This window comes from Methylorubrum podarium (assembly GCF_022179745.1).
GTDB lineage: Bacteria > Pseudomonadota > Alphaproteobacteria > Rhizobiales > Beijerinckiaceae > Methylobacterium > Methylobacterium podarium.
The window spans coordinates 1-15,854 of the sequence record NZ_BPRD01000340.1 but is presented as its reverse complement, the minus strand read 5'-3'; the positions used below and the strand labels follow the sequence as shown (position 1 = coordinate 15,854).

Annotated in this window: 12 protein-coding genes; 6 read left to right on the top strand and 6 right to left on the bottom strand. The window is 72.6% G+C overall.

What is annotated here, in order from left to right; genetic code table 11:
* The 5 genes from MFF42_RS16795 to MFF42_RS16775 all read left to right on the top strand — a co-directional run.
* Nucleotides 1-1,161: nucleotide sugar dehydrogenase (locus MFF42_RS16795; RefSeq protein ID WP_238256773.1), on the top strand; the 1,161-nt coding region annotated here is incomplete at its 5' end.
* A complete protein-coding gene (locus MFF42_RS16790; RefSeq protein WP_238256772.1) occupies nucleotides 1,158-2,129 on the top strand; it encodes an NAD-dependent epimerase/dehydratase family protein in 972 nt (323 codons plus the stop codon). The genes MFF42_RS16795 and MFF42_RS16790, both read left to right, overlap by 4 nt.
* Before the next feature lie 11 nt (nucleotides 2,130-2,140).
* Nucleotides 2,141-3,079, top strand: coding sequence for a GDP-L-fucose synthase (gene fcl / locus MFF42_RS16785; RefSeq protein WP_238256771.1), 939 nt, complete (start codon nucleotides 2,141-2,143; stop codon nucleotides 3,077-3,079).
* Nucleotides 3,072-3,956: a WecB/TagA/CpsF family glycosyltransferase gene (locus MFF42_RS16780; protein WP_238256770.1), complete on the top strand. Its 885-nt coding sequence runs from the start codon at nucleotides 3,072-3,074 to the stop codon at nucleotides 3,954-3,956. The genes fcl and MFF42_RS16780 overlap by 8 nt, the downstream gene beginning before the upstream one ends.
* A gap of 11 nt (nucleotides 3,957-3,967) precedes the next feature.
* Nucleotides 3,968-5,140, top strand: a complete 1,173-nt coding sequence (locus MFF42_RS16775) for a glycosyltransferase (protein WP_238256769.1) — start codon at nucleotides 3,968-3,970, stop codon at nucleotides 5,138-5,140.
* A gap of 174 nt (nucleotides 5,141-5,314) precedes the next feature.
* Here the strand turns inward: MFF42_RS16775 and MFF42_RS16770 are convergent, their stop codons facing one another.
* From MFF42_RS16770 to MFF42_RS16745, 6 genes are all read right to left on the bottom strand, one after another.
* Entirely contained in the window at nucleotides 5,315-5,482 is a 168-nt protein-coding gene (locus tag MFF42_RS16770) for a hypothetical protein (RefSeq protein ID WP_238256768.1), read from the bottom strand.
* A 92-nt stretch (nucleotides 5,483-5,574) separates the two neighbouring features.
* Complete coding sequence (locus tag MFF42_RS16765) at nucleotides 5,575-8,115, bottom strand: condensation domain-containing protein (RefSeq protein ID WP_238256767.1); 2,541 nt, start codon at nucleotides 8,113-8,115, stop codon at nucleotides 5,575-5,577.
* Between the two features lie 11 nt (nucleotides 8,116-8,126).
* Complete coding sequence (locus tag MFF42_RS16760; RefSeq protein WP_238256766.1) at nucleotides 8,127-11,618, bottom strand: non-ribosomal peptide synthetase; 3,492 nt, start codon at nucleotides 11,616-11,618, stop codon at nucleotides 8,127-8,129.
* A gap of 352 nt (nucleotides 11,619-11,970) precedes the next feature.
* Nucleotides 11,971-13,224: a hypothetical protein gene (locus MFF42_RS16755; protein WP_238256765.1), complete on the bottom strand. Its 1,254-nt coding sequence runs from the start codon at nucleotides 13,222-13,224 to the stop codon at nucleotides 11,971-11,973.
* A gap of 91 nt (nucleotides 13,225-13,315) precedes the next feature.
* On the bottom strand, nucleotides 13,316-13,846 hold the full coding sequence (locus tag MFF42_RS16750; protein ID WP_238256764.1) for a SixA phosphatase family protein: 531 nt from the start codon (nucleotides 13,844-13,846) through the stop codon (nucleotides 13,316-13,318).
* Nucleotides 13,843-14,823: an aldo/keto reductase gene (locus tag MFF42_RS16745; RefSeq protein ID WP_238256763.1), complete on the bottom strand. Its 981-nt coding sequence runs from the start codon at nucleotides 14,821-14,823 to the stop codon at nucleotides 13,843-13,845. Before MFF42_RS16745 ends, MFF42_RS16750 begins: the two co-directional genes overlap by 4 nt.
* 204 nt (nucleotides 14,824-15,027) lie before the next feature.
* On the opposite strand from MFF42_RS16745, the gene MFF42_RS16740 reads away from it, so the two are divergent.
* Nucleotides 15,028-15,854 (top strand): catalase (locus MFF42_RS16740; RefSeq protein ID WP_238256762.1); only part of this gene is annotated, 827 nt, incomplete at its 3' end.

Below are 15,854 nucleotides of genomic sequence, written 5' to 3'. Positions count from 1 at the left end.
GCGCTCGCCGACGTGGTGAAGAAGGGCCGCTTCGTCGCCAGCACCACGACGCGGGACGTGCCGCAGGCCGGGTACTACATCATCACGGTCGGCACGCCGCTCTATCCCGGCTCGCACGAGCCGCGCCTCGACATGATCGAGGAGGCGACCCGCGAGGTGGCCGAGCATTTCTCTGACGGCGCGACGGTGATCCTGCGCTCGACGGTGCGGATCGGCACGACGACGGGCGTGGTGAAGCCGATCCTTGACCGCACCGGCATCGACTATCACCTCGCCATGTGCCCCGAGCGGACGCTCGAGGGCGACGCCATGCGCGAGCTCATCAACCTGCCGCAGATCGTCGGCGGCGAGACGCCGGACGCCTCGGACGCGGCCGCCGCCCTGTTCAGCCGCCTGACCCACACCATCGTCCGGGTCGCGAGCCCGGAGACGGCGGAGATGATCAAGCTCGTCGACAACACCTCGCGCGACGTGCACTTCGCCTTCGCCAACGAGGTGGCGCGGGCCTGCGACGCGCTCGGCATCAACGCCAACGACGTGATCCGCTACGGCAAGCTCGGCTACACCCGCACCAACGTCGCCGCCCCCGGCCTCGTCGGCGGGCCCTGCCTGGAGAAGGACCCGCACATCCTCCTCTCCTCGGTTTCCGGCAAGGGGGTGAACCTCGAGATCACCGCGGCCTCGCGGCTCGTCAACGAGCGCCAGCCGGCGGAGACGGTGGGAAGCCTCGTCGAGCGGCTGCGGTCGCGCCGCGCCGGGCCGTTCAAGGCGGTGGTCGCGGGCCTTGCCTTCAAGGGCCGCCCGGAGACCGACGACCTGCGCGGATCGATGTCGCTCCACGTCATCCGCGAGATGATGGCGAGCGAGCAGTTCTCCGAGATCAGGGTCTATGACGGCGTCGTGCCGATGGAGCACGTCCGGGCGATCTCGTCGGGGCTGACGCTCTACGACAGCCTCGCCGCCGCCTGCGAGGGCGCCGACGTGCTGGTGATCGCCAACAACCATCCCGAATATTCGAAGATCGATCTGGAAAAGATCATCGCGACGATGTCGGACGACGCCTTTGTCTACGATTACTGGAACAACCTCAGCGAGATGCCGGCGGAGGTTCTGGAAAATCGCTACGTCACCGTGGGCAACCTCGTGGGTAAGTTTCAATGAGCAGGCTGGCTGTCACCGGGGCGGGCGGATTCATCGGCGCCCACCTCACCCGCGCGCTTCTGGCCGAGGGGCACGAGGTCGTCGCGATCGACAACTACATCCGCGGTCAGGCCTCGCGCCTGGCCGACGCGCAGGGCGCGATCGAGCGCGCCACCCTCGACGTGCGTGACAAGGATGCGCTGGTCGCGGCGCTGAAGGGCGTCACGTGCGTGTTCCACCTCGCTGCCGTCAACGGCACCGAGAACTTCTACACGCAGCCGCAGCTCGTGCTCGATGTCGGCGTGCGCGGCGCGCTCGCCGTGTCGGAGGCCTGCATCGAGGCCGGCGTGCCCGATCTCGTCGTCGCCTCCTCGGCGGAGGTCTACCAGACCCCGCGCGTGGTGCCGACGGACGAGGACATCGAGATGGTGATCCCCGACTCGCTCAACCCGCGCTACTCCTACGGCGGGTCGAAGCTGATCTCGGAGCTGATCGCCTTCAACTACTGCCGCGACAAGCTGCGCAAGGTCCAGGTCTTCCGGCCGCACAACGTCTACGGTCCCGACATGGGCTGGAAGCACGTCGTGCCGCAGCTGATCGAGAAGATCGTCGCGGCCGGCGACGGCGGGTCGATCACGCTCCAGGGCGACGGCAGCGAGACGCGGGCCTTCTGCTACGTCAGCGACGTCGTGGACGGCATCGTCCGGATGTGGCGCGACGGCGAGAGCATGAACGTCTATCACATCGGCTCGATGGAGGAGGTGGCGATCCGCGACCTCGCGCGGATCACCGCGGAGGCGCTCGGCGTCCGCGTCGAACTCGTCGCCGGACCGGCCGCCGCCGGGGCGACGCCGCGCCGCTGCCCCGACATCGGCAAGATGCGGGCGATCGGCTACGCGCCCTCCGTCTCCCTGGTCCAGGGCATCGAGCGCACGGTCGCGTGGTACCGCGAGAACCCGGCGCCGACCGATTCCAACCCGCTTCTGTGAGGGCCGAACCGATGAACAGCCTGGCGGGCAAGACCGTCTTCGTGGCCGGACATCGCGGCCTCGTCGGCAGCGCCCTGAAGCGCCGCCTTCGCGACGAGGATTGCGAGATCCTCACCGCGACGCGCGCGGAACTCGACCTGCGCGACCAGGCCGCCGTGCGCGCCTGGATGCGGGACCGGCGGCCGGACGCGGTGTTCCTGGCGGCGGCCAAGGTCGGCGGCATCCTCGCCAACGCGACCTACCCGGCCGATTTCCTCTACGAAAACCTGATGATCGAGGCCAACGTCATCGAGGCGGCCTTCCGCGAGGATGTGGCCAAGCTGCTGTTCCTCGGCTCGAGCTGCATCTACCCGAAATTCGCCGAGCAGCCGATCGTCGAGTCGAGTCTGCTGACAGGGTCGCTCGAACCGACCAACGAGTGGTACGCGGTCGCCAAGATCGCCGGGATCAAGCTCGCCCAGGCCTATCGCCAGCAGCACGGGCGCGACTTCATCTCGGCCATGCCGACTAACCTCTACGGGCCGGGCGACAACTTCGACCTCACTTCGAGCCACGTCCTGCCGGCCCTGATCCGCAAGGCGCACGAGGCCAAGCGCGACGGGGCGAAGGAGATGGTGATCTGGGGCACCGGATCGCCCCGCCGGGAGTTCCTGCACGTCGACGACTGCGCCGACGCCTGCGTCCACCTGATGAAGACCTATTCGGACGCCGAGCACGTCAATGTCGGCTCGGGCGAGGACATCGCGATCTACGACCTCACCCGTCTCGTCTGCGACGTCGTCGGGTTCGAGGGCGAGATCGTCCGCGATCCGACGAAGCCCGACGGCACGCCGCGCAAGCTGATGTCCGCGGACAAGCTGCGCGGGCTTGGCTGGGCGCCGAAAGTGCCGCTGCGGCACGGCATCGCCGCGACCTACGCGTGGTTCCGGGAGCATGTCGCCGATGCGTGAGATCGTGCCTGAGTTCGACGGAAGCCTGCCGATGCGCGACGCCGCCTCCGTCCCGGCGCCGGGGCCCTACGCGCTGCGGATCAACCGGAACGATCCCCACTTCGTCCCCGCCGACGGGGCGGGGCACCGCCTGCCGGCGACCCGCATCCTCGGCGTGCCGGTGAGCGTCATCGACATGCCGTTCGCGGTCCGCACCCTGATCGGCTGGGCGCGGGGGCGGCGCACCAGCATGGTCTGCGTGCGCGACGTGCACGGGATCATGTGCGCCCAGGACCAGCCCGACCTGCGGGCCGCCCACGAGCGGGCGAGCATGATCACCCCGGACGGGGCGCCGCTCACCATCGTCAGCCGCTTCCGCGCCCACGGCACCGGCCGCGTGCCGGGTCCCTCGCTCATGGAAGAGATGTTTGCCGCGACCCAGAACACGGGCATCCGCCACTATCTCTACGGCGGCAAGGAGGGGGTGGCCGAGCAGGTCGCGGCCAACTTCGCCCGCAAATATCCCGGCACGCAGGTCTGCGGGCTCGCCTGCCCGCCCTTCGGCGCCGTCTCGCCGGAGCGCGACGCGGAACTCACCGATGCGATCAGGGCCGCCGAGCCCCACATCGTCTGGGTCGGCATATCGACGCCCAAGCAGGACATCTGGATGAACGACCATCTCGACCGCCTGCCCGGCATGGTCCTGATCGGCGTCGGCGCCGCCTTCGATTTCCATTCCGGGGCGGTCAAGCGGGCGCCGAAGATCATGCAGGTGCTCGCCCTCGAATGGCTGCACCGGCTCGCCAGCGAGCCCCGGCGGCTGTGGCGGCGCTACCTCGTGATGGCCCCCGTGTTCCTCTGGAAGATGGCGCGGCAGCCCGCGCCGCGCCGGTCGTAGGGAGCGGAGGGGTGCGCGTCCTCATCGTCCACAACCACTACCAGATCCGGGGCGGCGAGGACGCGGTGGTGGAGCACGAGGCCGCCGCACTCGCCGCGGCCGGCTGCACGGTCGAGACGCTGGCCTTCCACAACGACGACATCCGCACCCCGCTCGATCGCCTGCGCACGGCGTTCGAGGCGCCGCACGCGCCCCGCGGCGTGGCCCGCGTCGTCGCGGCGGTGGAGCGCTTCCGGCCGGACGTGGTCCACGCCCACAACACCTTCCCCCTGGTCTCGCCGGCCATGCACGGGGCGGTGCGGGCGCTCGGGCCGGTGACGGTGCAGACGCTGCACAATTTCCGCCTCGCCTGCGCCGGCGCCATGCTGATGCGCGACGGCGCCCCTTGCGAGACCTGCCTCACCGGCTCCTCCTACGCGGCCGTGCGCCACGCCTGCTACCGCGGCTCGCGGATCGGCACGTTCGCCGTGGCGCGGATGATCGACCGGCACCGCCGGGCCGGCACCTGGACGCGGGACGTCGATGCCTTCGTCGCACTCACCGAATTCGCCCGCGGCCGCTTCATCGCGGCGGGGCTGCCCGCGCACCGCATCTTCGTGAAGCCGAACGGTCTGCCCGACCCCGGCCCGCCGCACGACGACCCGCGCGACGGCATCCTCTATGCCGGCCGGCTCAGCCCGGAGAAGGGAGTCGAGGTGCTGAAGGAGGCCGCCGCACGGCTCGCCGCACCGGTCGACGTCGCGGGCGAGGGTCCGCTGCGGGCGGTGCTGGAGGGGGCGCCGGGGCTCACCCTTCTCGGCGCCCTGCCCCGCCCGGAAATGCGGGACCGGATGGGGCGGGCCGTCGCCCTCGTCGTCCCCTCCCTCTGGTACGAGGGACTGCCGATGGTCGTGGCCGAGTCCTTCGCCGCGGGCACCCCGGTCATCGCCTCGCGGATCGGCGCGCTCGCCGGCCTCATCGAGGACGGCGTGACCGGCCTCCTGGTGGCGCCGGGCGATCCTGCCGCCCTCGCCGACGCCATCGAACGGCTGCGCGCCCGGCCGGAGGAGGCCCGGCGGATGGGTCGGGCCGCCCGCGCCGCCTATCTGCGCGACTGGACCGAGGCGGCGACGACCGCCGCGCTGCTGTCGATCTACCGCACGGCGCTCGCCGCACGCCTGCGGGCTCAGCGCGAGAGCGCTTAAGGAGCGGTGAGACGGCTTTGATGCTGTCCGGCTGATCGCTTCGGCCTCTCCTGCGTCCTTGCAAGGCTCAGCGAAAGCGATCCAGATCGCGACCTCTCCGGATGATGCGGACCCCTGGATCGCTTCGGCTCCGCCCCGCGATGACCGCGCGGCGTGACCCCCCGGCCCGCCTCGCTAATCCAGCGACAGGTAGCGCAACCTCTGCTTCTCGACTTCCGAAAACGCCTGCTGCCGTTGGGGTTCGTCGTCGTAGGGAGCATTCCTGAGTTCGCGGAGAAGAAACAGCACCGCCAGCAGGCCGATGCCGGCCGCTCCCCAGAGCACAAGCGACACGCCGGTCATCGCCCCCACCCATTTGTTGGCTATTCGTTAACCAAAGCTACTCACGGCGATGGGCGGAATGCAAGTGGCGCGTCGTCCCGCAACGGCCGGCATCACCGCAAGGCCATCAGGCTGATCTTGGCGGCCATCACCCGGCACCCGGCGGGGGAGAAGGCGCCTTCGTGGCCGAAGCCCGGGACGCTGACGGTCTCGCCGTTCTCGGCGAAGGCGCGCCAGCCCAGCATCGGGTCGAGGGCCGGGCCGACCGGGATGCTCTCGCTGCGCACGATCAGCACAGGCCCGGAATGCGGGCGCGGCTCGTAGGCCAGGGCGAGCGCGTCGAGATCGTCGGTCAGCTGCCAGAACGCCTCCTCCGGATTGGGGGATGCGAGTCCGGCGCGTTGCAGGATGCGTCGCACCCGGCGCCAAGTCTGGCTCGAGCGCAGCCGGAGATGCGCCCGCGAGACGAGGTAGCCAGCGCCCTCACGGCGCAGGTGGCGGAGGAGCGCGGCGAGCCGCCCGCGCCGGTAGGCGGACACGGCCCGGCCCCGCTCGCGCGGTGGGAGGCGCCGGAAATAGCCGGGCTCCCAGCAATCGATCAGGACGACGAGGGCGACGTCGCGGCCCGCCTCCGCGAATTGTCGGGCGATCTCGAAGGCGAGGACGCCGGAGCGGCAGAACCCGACGAGGCGGATCAGCCCGCGCGGCTGCGCGGCCTCGATGGCGTCGCGGTAGGCGCTCGCGAGGCGCTCCAGCGTCTCCTCGTGCGGCGGAAGCCGGCTCTCCAGTTGCAGCGTCGCGAAGGGCTGGTCCGCGCCCAGGGCGTCGGCCAGGGGCCGGTAGAGCTCCTGGTCGGCCGCGGCGTGATGGATCGCGGTGAAGCCGGGCCGTTCCGCGGCCTTCGCCTCCTGGAGCGAGCGGTGCCGCACGCCCGCCGTCGCCTCGCCGGCGAGCAGGGCGCAGAGGCGGGCGACCGTGCCCGCCTCGAAGAAGGACCAGAGCGGAACGGAACGGCCCGTCTCCGCCTCGATCCGGGCGACGACGCGGGCCGCCAGCAGCGAGTGGCCGCCGGAGGCGAAGAAATCGTCGTCGTCGGAGAGGTCCGGGCGGTCCAGCATCTCGCGCCAGATCGCCCGTATCCCGGGCAGGAGGTCGGCGGACCCGGCGCCCGTTTCCGGACCCTCTTCGGTTCGGCGTTGAACGGAGGGCGCGGCCTCCGCGGGCCGATCCGGAGAGGCACTCTCGGAGACTTCCCTCGCCCCGCACCCCGAGGCCCCGCTCGCGAAGGGGGCCGGATCCGGCAGGCGTGCCCCGACCGCCGCGCAGGCCGCGCGCTCGAAATCCGCGAGCAGGCCGGCCACGGTCCGCGCCTCGTAGAGGCCGGCATCGTACTCGCAGATCAGGCGCCAGCCCGCCTCGGACGGCGCAAGCTCGAGATCGAGATCGAAGAAGCTGCCGCTCGCGGCAAAGTCGAGATCGACGAGGCGGATCGGGGCGATCCCCTCGGCCGTGGGCCGGGGCGCGCCGGGGGCCGGGCGCAGCCGGATGTTGACCGAGATCAGCGGCGGCCGCAGCCCGTCGCGACTGGGCGCCAGAGCCTGCACTACCCGGTCGAACGGGGCGAGCGCGTGGTCGCAGGCTTCGAGGATCGTCCGCCGCGTCGCCGCGAGCCGCTCGGCGAAGCTCTGCCCCGGCCCGAGAACGGCCCGGAGGACCAGCGTGTTGACGAAGCTGCCGACGACCCCTTCCAGCTCGATCTCGTCGCGTCCGAGCACCTGCGTGCCGATGGCGACGTCGCCGCGCCCGGTGCGGGCGCTCAGGAGCCCGAACAGGATCGTGCAGGCGAGGACGAAGGGCGTGGCGCCGTGCTCCCGCGCATAGGCCTCCAGGCGCGTCCCGAGCGCGGCGGGAAGCAGGCGGGTCTCGGCGGCGAAGCGGCGCTCGCGGCCGGGGCGGCGCGGATGGTCCGGCGGCAGTTCGAACGGCGTGAGGTCGCGCAGCGACCGCGCCCAGAAAGCGAGGTCGCGCTCCGCTGCCGCGGCGGTGGCCGGCGCGGTCTCCCACTCGGCGAAGTCGGCGTAGTGCAGGGCCGGCGGCGCCGGAGCCGGGGCCTGCCCGCGGATCAGCGCGCCGTAGATCGCGACGAATTCCCGTGCCAGCACCACCATCGACCAGCCGTCGCAGACGCTGTGATGGGCGGTGACGAGCAGAAGCGAATCGCCGCGCCCGAGCCGCAGCAGCGTCAGCCGCAGGAGCGGCGCGCGCGCCAGGTCGAACGGCTTCCCGGCCTCCGAATCGGCGATGGTCTGCGCCTCGCCCAGGCGGTCGCCGGGCAGGCCCGAGAGGTCGATCTCGGAGAAGGGCAGCGCGACCGTCGCGGCGATCCGTTGCACCGGCCGCCCGCCCTCCCCGACGATCGAGGTGCGCAGGGCTTCGTGCCGGTCGAGAAGGATGCGGAAGCTGCGGACGAGGATCTCGGCATCGAGCCGCCCGGCGATGCGCCAGCGGGCGGCGACGTGCAGGCTCGGGTCGCCCGGCCGCAACTGGTCGAGGAGCCAGAACCGGGTCTGGCTGTGGGAGCAGCGGGCGGTGAAGGCCTCGCCGCCATGGGCCTCGCCCGCCATCGCGGGCGTCTCCTGGGTGAAATGCCGCATTCCGTCCGCCCTCACGCCTGACCCACCGCGGCGCGCTCGGCATCCGCGGGCCGGGGGCGCCGGATCGGCGCGATCGGTGCGCGCGGGGCATCCGGCGATTCCCCGCCCTCCCCGAGGCGTCCGCGGAGCAGGGCCGCGATCCGGGCGATGGTGCGCTCCTGGAACAGGTCGCCCGCCCCGACCGGAAGGTTCTCCCGCCGGGCCCGCGCGACGATGCGGAACACGCTGAGCGAATCCGCCCCCAGGCCGATCAGGTCGTCGTCCCGCGCGACCGCGGCGAGGCCCAGCACCTCCTGCCAGATCGCCGTCAGCTTGGCCTCGACGCCGTCCTCCGTCATCCGGACTGGCTCCGGCGCGGGCTTGAGGGCAAGCGGTGCCGCCGCGGCCGGCTCCGCGGCCGGATCGGCCGCCAAGCCGTGAGGGCGCGCCTCCGGGGCGGGCAGTGCTCTGCGGTCGATCTTGCCGCTCGCCGTCAGCGGCAGTTCCGACAGGCGGACCCATTGCGAGGGGATCATGTAGTCCGGAAGCTCGCGGGCGAGCACGGCGCGCAGGTTTCGCAGGGTCGGGGCCGCCTCGCCCTCCGGCCGCACGAAGTAGCAGACGAGGCGATCCTCGCCCGACGCGTCGGGCCGCAGCACCACGACTGCGTGCAGCCCGGCCTGGCGCAGCAGCACCGCCTCGATCTCGCCCGGCTCGATCCGGTAGCCGCGCAGCTTGATCTGGTGGTCGGCCCGTCCCAGGATCTCGACCCGCCCGTCCGGCCGGAAGCGGGCACGGTCGCCGGTCCGGTAGAGCCGCGCTCCGGCGCATTCCGGCAGGGGGCTCGCGATGAAGCTGCGCTGCGTCAGGTCCGGCCGGCCGAGATAGCCGCGGGCGAGCCCGGCGCCGCCGATCAGCAACTCGCCGGTGACGCCGACCGGCACCGGCCCGCCCTGCCCGTCGAGGATGTAGAGGCTGGTGTTGTCGATCGGCCGCCCGACCGTGACCGTCCCCTCGCCCGGATCGATCCGCGCGGCCGACGACCAGATCGTCGTCTCCGTCGGCCCGTAGAGGTTCCACAACTCGCCGCCGCCCTCGGTGAGGCGCCGGGCGAGATCGAGGGGCAGGGCCTCGCCGCCGCACAGCATCTTGAAGCCCGGCCGGGAGCGGAAGCCCGCCTCCAGCAGGAGCCGCCACGTCATCGGCGTCGCCTGGAGCACGGTGGCCGCGCTCCGTTCGAGCCGGTCGAGGAGGGCGTGGCCGTCGCGCGCCTCCTCGGCGGAGGCGAGCACGATCTCGGCGCCGCGGATCAGCGGCAGCAGCAATTCGAGGCCGGCGATGTCGAAGGTCACCGTCGTCACCGCCAGGAGGCGGTCGTCGCGGCCGAGCCCCGGCGTCCGCGCCATCGCGAACAGCAGGTTCGAGAGCCCGCGATGGAGCACCTCGACGCCCTTCGGCGCGCCGGTCGTGCTCGACGTGTAGATCAGGTAGGCGCCCCGGTCCGCCGGAACCCGCGGGAAGCGGGCCGGCGCCGGCCCGTCGAGCCGGTCGACCTCGATCACCCGCGGGCCGCCCTCCGGCAGGAGCGGGCGGTCGGCCGCGAGGGTGAGCATCGCGCCGATCCCGGCATCGGCGACGATCCCCGCGCGGCGGGCGGACGGCATGGCCGGGTCGAGGGGGACGTAGGGAATGCCGGCGCGGAGGGCGCCGAGCATCGCCGCGACGAGGCCGGGCGAGCGGCGCATGAGGAGGCCGACGCGGGCGCCCTCGGGCAGTGCGCCGCGCTGCAGGGACGCGGCGACGCGGTCGGCCCAGCGGTCGAGGGCGCCGTAAGAAAGGGTCTCGTCGCCGAAGCGGATCGCGATCCGGTCCGGGTGGCGCCGGGCGTGAAGCCGAAAGGCGCGCATCGCTCCGACTTCGAGCAGATGCGCCTTCTCTGTGGCGTTCCACTCGACCAGCATGGTCCGCCGCTCGGCTGCATCGAGCAGCGGAACGCGTCCGACCGGCTGCGCGGGATCCTGGGCGGGATCTTGGGCGAGATGCCAGAGCAGGGTGATGTAGTGCCCGATCCAGCGCTCGATCGTGGCGGGCTCGAACAGGGCGCGGTTGTAGGTGGCGTCGAGGGTCAGGCCGTCCGCCGTCTCGCTGAGGCTGAACGTCAGCTCGAAGGTCGAGAAGCGCTTCGGGGCCAGCGCGAGGTTGCCGTTCAGGCCCGCCCCGAAATCGAGCCCGTCCGTGAAGCGCTGGAGGTTGAACTGCACCTGCGCCAGCGGCGGGCGGGCGGGATCGTGCGGCCGGTCGAGGTGGCGCAGCAGACGCCCGAGGGTGCAGTCGGCCTGGACGGCGGCCTCCGCCAGGGCGGCGCCGGTGCGGGCGAGATGGGCGGCGAAGGGCTCGTCCGGGTCGAGCCGGGCCCGCAGCGGCAGCAGGTCGGCATGGTGCCCGACGAGGCCGGGTTCGCCGAGGCGCGGCTGCCCGGCCACCGGCACGCCGACGACGAGGTCGTCCTGCCCCGAGAGGCGCGCGAGCAGCACCTGGAAGGCGGCGAGGAGCGTGGCGGTCAGCGTCTGCCCCTGCCGGGATGCGAGCCCCTTCAGGGCGGCGACGAGCGGCGGCGGCAGGACGGCGCTGCGCGTGTCGCCGGCGAAGCCGCGCAGCTTCGGCCGCGGATGGTCGGCCGGCAGGTCGAGCGGGTCGGGCAGGCGCGCGAAGACGTCGGACCAGTAGGCCAGGGCCCGACCCGCCTCCGACGGCGCGCGGCCCTCCGCCCGCGGGGCCGGCGCCAGCCGCTCCGGACCGGCGCGGTAGGCGCTCGCGATCTCCTCGGCCAGGACCGCGAAGGACCAGCCGTCGCAGGCGATGTGGTGGGCCGAGAGGATCAGGACGTGCCGCCGCTCGCCGAGGCGGACGAAGTCGGCCCGCGCCACCGGACCGGCGACGGGGTCGAACGACAGGCCCGCCAGCGCGTGGAGCTGCGCGCAGAGCGCGGCCTCCGGCTCGGCCTCGCGCGAGAGGTCGGCCCGGTGCACCGGCACGAACCCAGCGGGATCGACCCGCACCGTCTCGCCGCTCGGGGAGAAGCGGCTGCGCAGGGCGCCGTGGCGAGCGATCACCGACCGCACCGCGGACAGGAAGCGACCGGCGTCGAGAGGCCCGTCGAGCCGCAGGGTGACGATCTCGGTCATCGCGGCGTTGGCGTCCGCGCCGAACTGCGCGGCGAGCCAGATCTCCGCCTCGCCGTCGGTGAGGGGCCGCGGCGCCCCGAGATCGGCCGCCGGCAGGGCCGGAGACGGCCGCGGCTCGGCCCGCGGCGCCCGCTCGGCCGCGAAGGTCCGCGTGAGCGTCCGGAGCTGCTCCTCCACGACCCGGCACACGGCGTCGAGCTGATGCCGGAAGACCTCCTGCAACTCCTCCGGCGTCAGCGTCGCCGGCGGAACGGATTGCCGCCCCTCCCCGGCCGCACCGGGTGGAGCGCTTCGGATCGCCGTCGACTGGAAGACAGCCTCGCCGTCGATGCAGGACATCCCGAATCCTCGTCTGGCCGTGCGGCGCGTCGGCGAGGGCCGGGGCGGATGCACGATCCGCCGGGCATCCCCCACAGGACTCCCGCCGCACCGCCGGGCTCGAACCGGGCGCTCTACGCGATCGGGCGTCCGATGAGGCACACCTGCCTTCGAGCGACGAGCAGGAGAGTCATCGCGTCGCCGGGAGTGCGAGGGCCGGTCTTGCGGCCGGTTTCCCTCAAGCTCCCGACAGACGATGTCGCGACCATATCAGCGGGACGATGCCGATCATCTGCCTCCTTGGGAGTAGTGCTTCTCCCCTAACCTTGGTCGCTCCGCGTCGGGACACGGCCGCGCGCCGCGGGGCGAGGGTCTAGAGGGCGGGGTTCGGCCGCGACTCCGACGAGGCGGTGCCGGAGAGGCGTGCCTCGAGCCGCGCGATCGCCGCGCTCACCAGCGCCTTCGAGGCGTGCAGCGTGCCGAGCTCGACCGAGGACATGGCCAGCATCACCGGCAGGAGGTTGGCGGTCGGCCGGCCGTCGTCGAGGAACAGGCGCAGGTCGTCGTCGGGCTTGAGGCCGACGCTGCCGGCGATCCGCGCGGCGTAGTTGCGGATGCGGGTCTCGTCGTTGGAGCAGACCGGGGCCGGCAGGGAGAGATCCAGCAGGCTGCCCTTCGGCAGCGAGGCCGCGATCGATGGCAAGGCCGCCGCTTCCGCCGCCAGCCGGTCGGGCGCGAGCAGGGCGGCGGGGTTGGCCGCGCCGGAGGAGACGGACGAGCGGAACACGGAAGCCGGCGGTGCGGACGTGGCCGCCGCCATATGCGCGACCTTCGGCGTCGCCGCGGCCTCCCGCGTCGTCGTCCCGGTGATGCCGGTCGCGATGTCGGCGGCCGGCTTCGGGACCGACACGGCCGGTCTCGCCACAGCCGGTCTCGCCACGGCACGGGATGCGCGGCCGGGATGCCCGGCGAGCCGCGCCCGGGCCGACCAGGGTTGCACCCGCAAGCCCCCCGCGGCGGAGGGCGCCGCCCGTGCCACCCCGCCCCGTCCGTGCCGCGCGAGGAAGCGGGCGCGCAGCGTGCCGCCGATGCCCTGCGGTGCGACCGTCTTCGAGACCGCACCCGTCGCCCGCCGTGCCGAACGCGCCGCCGGAGCTACGACCGGGCGGGGCAGGCCGCACTCCGCGGGCGCCCAGCGGCGGACGATGGCGAGCGCCGAGCGCCGTCCGAAATCGCGCTGGTAGCGGCGAAGGAGCTGCGCCGCCGCATCCGCTCCGTCCGCCGCGGTGGCGAAGCCCGTATGCCCCTCCGCGTCGCCGCCGAGTTCGCCGCTCCAGCCCGCCTGCTTGATGCACCAGTAATTGTTGAGCCGCACGCAGCGGGCGACGAAGCCCGGCTCGGTCGCCGCGTGGCGGACGACGAAGGCGAGCGATCCCGGCGCGAGGTTCTCGCTGGCCTGGTCCCGCCAGTTGGAGACGGCCCGCGCCACCTGGCTGAAGCTCGGCGCGGGCGCGGGTTCCGCCGCCGCCCCGCGGGGAAGGGCCGGCAGGCGCGCCCGCGCGGCGTCGATCGCGGGCTCGATCCGCGGCGCCAGGATCGTCAGGGCGAGGAGCGTTTCGAGGAGCACGCCGGTCTTCCCTCACGCGGTGTCAGCTCGGCCGTTCCAGCAAGGAACGGCGCGGGGCGGCGAAGGGTTCGGCGGGGCTCGCCGAAACCCGTCAATCGTCGTCCATCTCCGCCGCGAGCTGGCGCGGGCGCACGAAGCGGGTGAGGCGCCCGCCGCCCTCGGCGATGGCCTCCCAGCCGTCCGCGTCGAACTCCAGCACGGCGAGCGCCGCGGTCGGAAACTTTTCACGCAGATCGTTCCGCAACTCCTTCGGCCCCTCCCCGACGAGCCGCAGGGCGAGATCGCCGAGGCCGGGATTGTGGCCGATCACGAGCAGGCTCGTCGCCTCCGCCGGGGCGGAGCGGATCGCGTCGAGGATGCGCCCGGCCGGCGCCTCGTAGATCGAAGGCACCGTCTCCACCGACGTCTCGGGCAGCTCTCCCCGCACCAGTTCCCAGGTCTCCTGCGTGCGCCGGGCCGGCGAGACCATGGCATGGTCGGGCGTCAGCGACTCGCGGGCGATGTAGGCGCCCATCAGCGGCGCGGCCTCGCGCCCGCGCGGATTGAGCGGCCGGTCGATGTCGCCCACGCCCTGCGGGTAGGCGGATTTGGCGTGGCGCAGGAGGAGCAGGCGGCGCATCATTGAAACCCGACCACGGCATGGGGAACGTAAGCGGCTTCGAGCCGCGCGATCTCGTCCTGCGTCAGCGCGAGGTCGAGGGCGGCGACGGCGTCGTCGAGATGCTGCGGCTTCGAGGCGCCGATGATCGGGGCGGCCACGCCCGGCTTCTGGACGACCCAGGCGAGCGCCACCTGCGCCCGCGGCACGCCGCGGTTCCGCGCCACCTCGGCCACCGCCTCGACCACCTGCCGGTCGGCCTCGACCGTGGCGTCGTAGAGCCGCTTTCCGACGAGATCGCTCTCCTGCCGGGCGCTGCCGGCGTCGAAGTCGCGGGTCAGCCGGCCGCGGGCGAGCGGGCTCCAGGGCAGCAGTGGGATGCCCTGGTCGGCGCAGAGCGGGATCATCTCCCGCTCCTCCTCGCGGTGGAGCAGGTTGAGGTGGTTCTGCATCGTGGAAAACCGCGTCCAGCCGTTGCGGTCGGCGGTGTAGAGCGCCTTGGCGAATTGCCACGCGAACATGGAGGAGGCGCCGATATAGCGGGCCTTGCCGGCCTTCACGACGTCGTGGAGCGCCTCCAGGGTCACCTCGATCGGCGTGGCGTAGTCCCAGCGGTGGATCTGGTAGAGATCGACGTAGTCGGTGCCCAGCCGCTTGAGCGAGGCGTCGATCGCGGAAAAGATCGCCTTGCGCGAGAGGCCGCCGGCATTGGGCTGCTCGCTGAGCGGATAGTAGACCTTGGTGGCGAGCACGATGGCATCGCGGTCGGCGTAGTCCTTCAGCGCACGGCCGACGATCTCCTCCGACGTGCCGTCGGAATAGTAGTTGGCGGTGTCGAAGAAGTTGATCCCGAGATCGAGCGCCCGCTTGATCAGCGGCCGGCTCTCCTCCTCCCGCATGGTCCACGGATGCGGCCCCCGCTCCGGCACGCCGTAGGTCATGCAGCCGAGGCAGAGCGGCGAGATGTCGAGGCCGGTGCGGCCGAGTTTCTTCGTCTTCATGGCAGAGCATCACGCGGGTGGGCGACGCGCCCTTACATGGGGCGGCGGCCCGGATCGTCACCGCAGGATCGGGCGCATCGCGATGACGGGCGTCGAAGACCCTATGACGACACCGTGACGGACACCACGCTTGCAAAAAGATTGTGCGCAACTCATGAAGAGGGGCGTCCTGCCCGGCGCGATTCTCGAGCGAGAGAGTGTCCCATGATCCCGCTTCGCATGCTCCTCGGTTGCACCGCCGCGATCGGCGGTCTTCTCGGCCCGGCCGCGGCCGAGGAGGCCGATCCCGCCGCCATCGTCGCCGGGCTGTTCGCCGCCGGCGGCAACCATACCGGCGTGCGCGCCAGCGGCGCCAAGGGCGTCTGCCTCAAGGGGGAGTTCACCCCCGCTGCCGGTGCCGCCGCCCTCTCCAAGGCGCCCCATTTCCAGAAGGCGGTGCCGGTGACGGCCCGCTTCTCCATGGGCGGCAGCAACCCGAAGGTCTCGGACAAGGCCAAGCCCGTCACCCGCGGCTTCGCCATGCGGATGAGCGACCCGTCCGGCGACATGGTCTTCGTGGTGATCTCCGCGCCGGTCTTCTCGACGCGCACGCCGGAGCAGCTTCTGGCCGCCCTCCAGGCCCGCGCGCCGGGGCCGGACGGCAAGCCGGATGCCGAGAAGATCAAGGCCTTCGCGGCGGCGAACCCGGAGGCGACGCGACAGGCGGCTTGGCTCAATGCCCGGCCGGTGCCGGCGAGCTTCGCGGGCGTCGATTACTGGGGCGTCCACGCCTACACGCTCACGAACGCGAAGGGCGAGGCGACGACGGCGCGGCTGAAATTCGTGTCCGCCGACAAGGCCGGTCTCAGCGACGACGAGCTGAAGGCCAAGCCCGACAGCTTCTACGCCGACGAGCTGAAGGAGCGCCTGGGCCGCGGGCCGGCCCGCTTCGACCTCGTCGCGATCCTGGCCGAGCCGGGCGACCCGACGGGCGATTCGACCGCCCAGTGGCCGGAGGAGCAGCGGAAGACCGAGGCGCTCGGCACGCTCGC

What these genes read in the sequence shown, in the direction of transcription:
- MFF42_RS16790 (WP_238256772.1), top strand. Translation starts at nt 1,158, where the DNA reads ATGAGCAGGCTGGCTGTCACCGGGGCGGGCGGATTCATCGGCGCCCAC.
- MFF42_RS16750 (WP_238256764.1), bottom strand. Translation starts at nt 13,846, where the DNA reads ATGATGCGCCGCCTGCTCCTCCTGCGCCACGCCAAATCCGCCTACCCG.
- MFF42_RS16780 (WP_238256770.1), top strand. Translation starts at nt 3,072, where the DNA reads ATGCGTGAGATCGTGCCTGAGTTCGACGGAAGCCTGCCGATGCGCGAC.
- fcl (WP_238256771.1), top strand. Translation starts at nt 2,141, where the DNA reads ATGAACAGCCTGGCGGGCAAGACCGTCTTCGTGGCCGGACATCGCGGC.
- MFF42_RS16770 (WP_238256768.1), bottom strand. Translation starts at nt 5,482, where the DNA reads ATGACCGGCGTGTCGCTTGTGCTCTGGGGAGCGGCCGGCATCGGCCTG.
- MFF42_RS16765 (WP_238256767.1), bottom strand. Translation starts at nt 8,115, where the DNA reads ATGCGGCATTTCACCCAGGAGACGCCCGCGATGGCGGGCGAGGCCCAT.
- MFF42_RS16760 (WP_238256766.1), bottom strand. Translation starts at nt 11,618, where the DNA reads ATGTCCTGCATCGACGGCGAGGCTGTCTTCCAGTCGACGGCGATCCGA.
- MFF42_RS16745 (WP_238256763.1), bottom strand. Translation starts at nt 14,823, where the DNA reads ATGAAGACGAAGAAACTCGGCCGCACCGGCCTCGACATCTCGCCGCTC.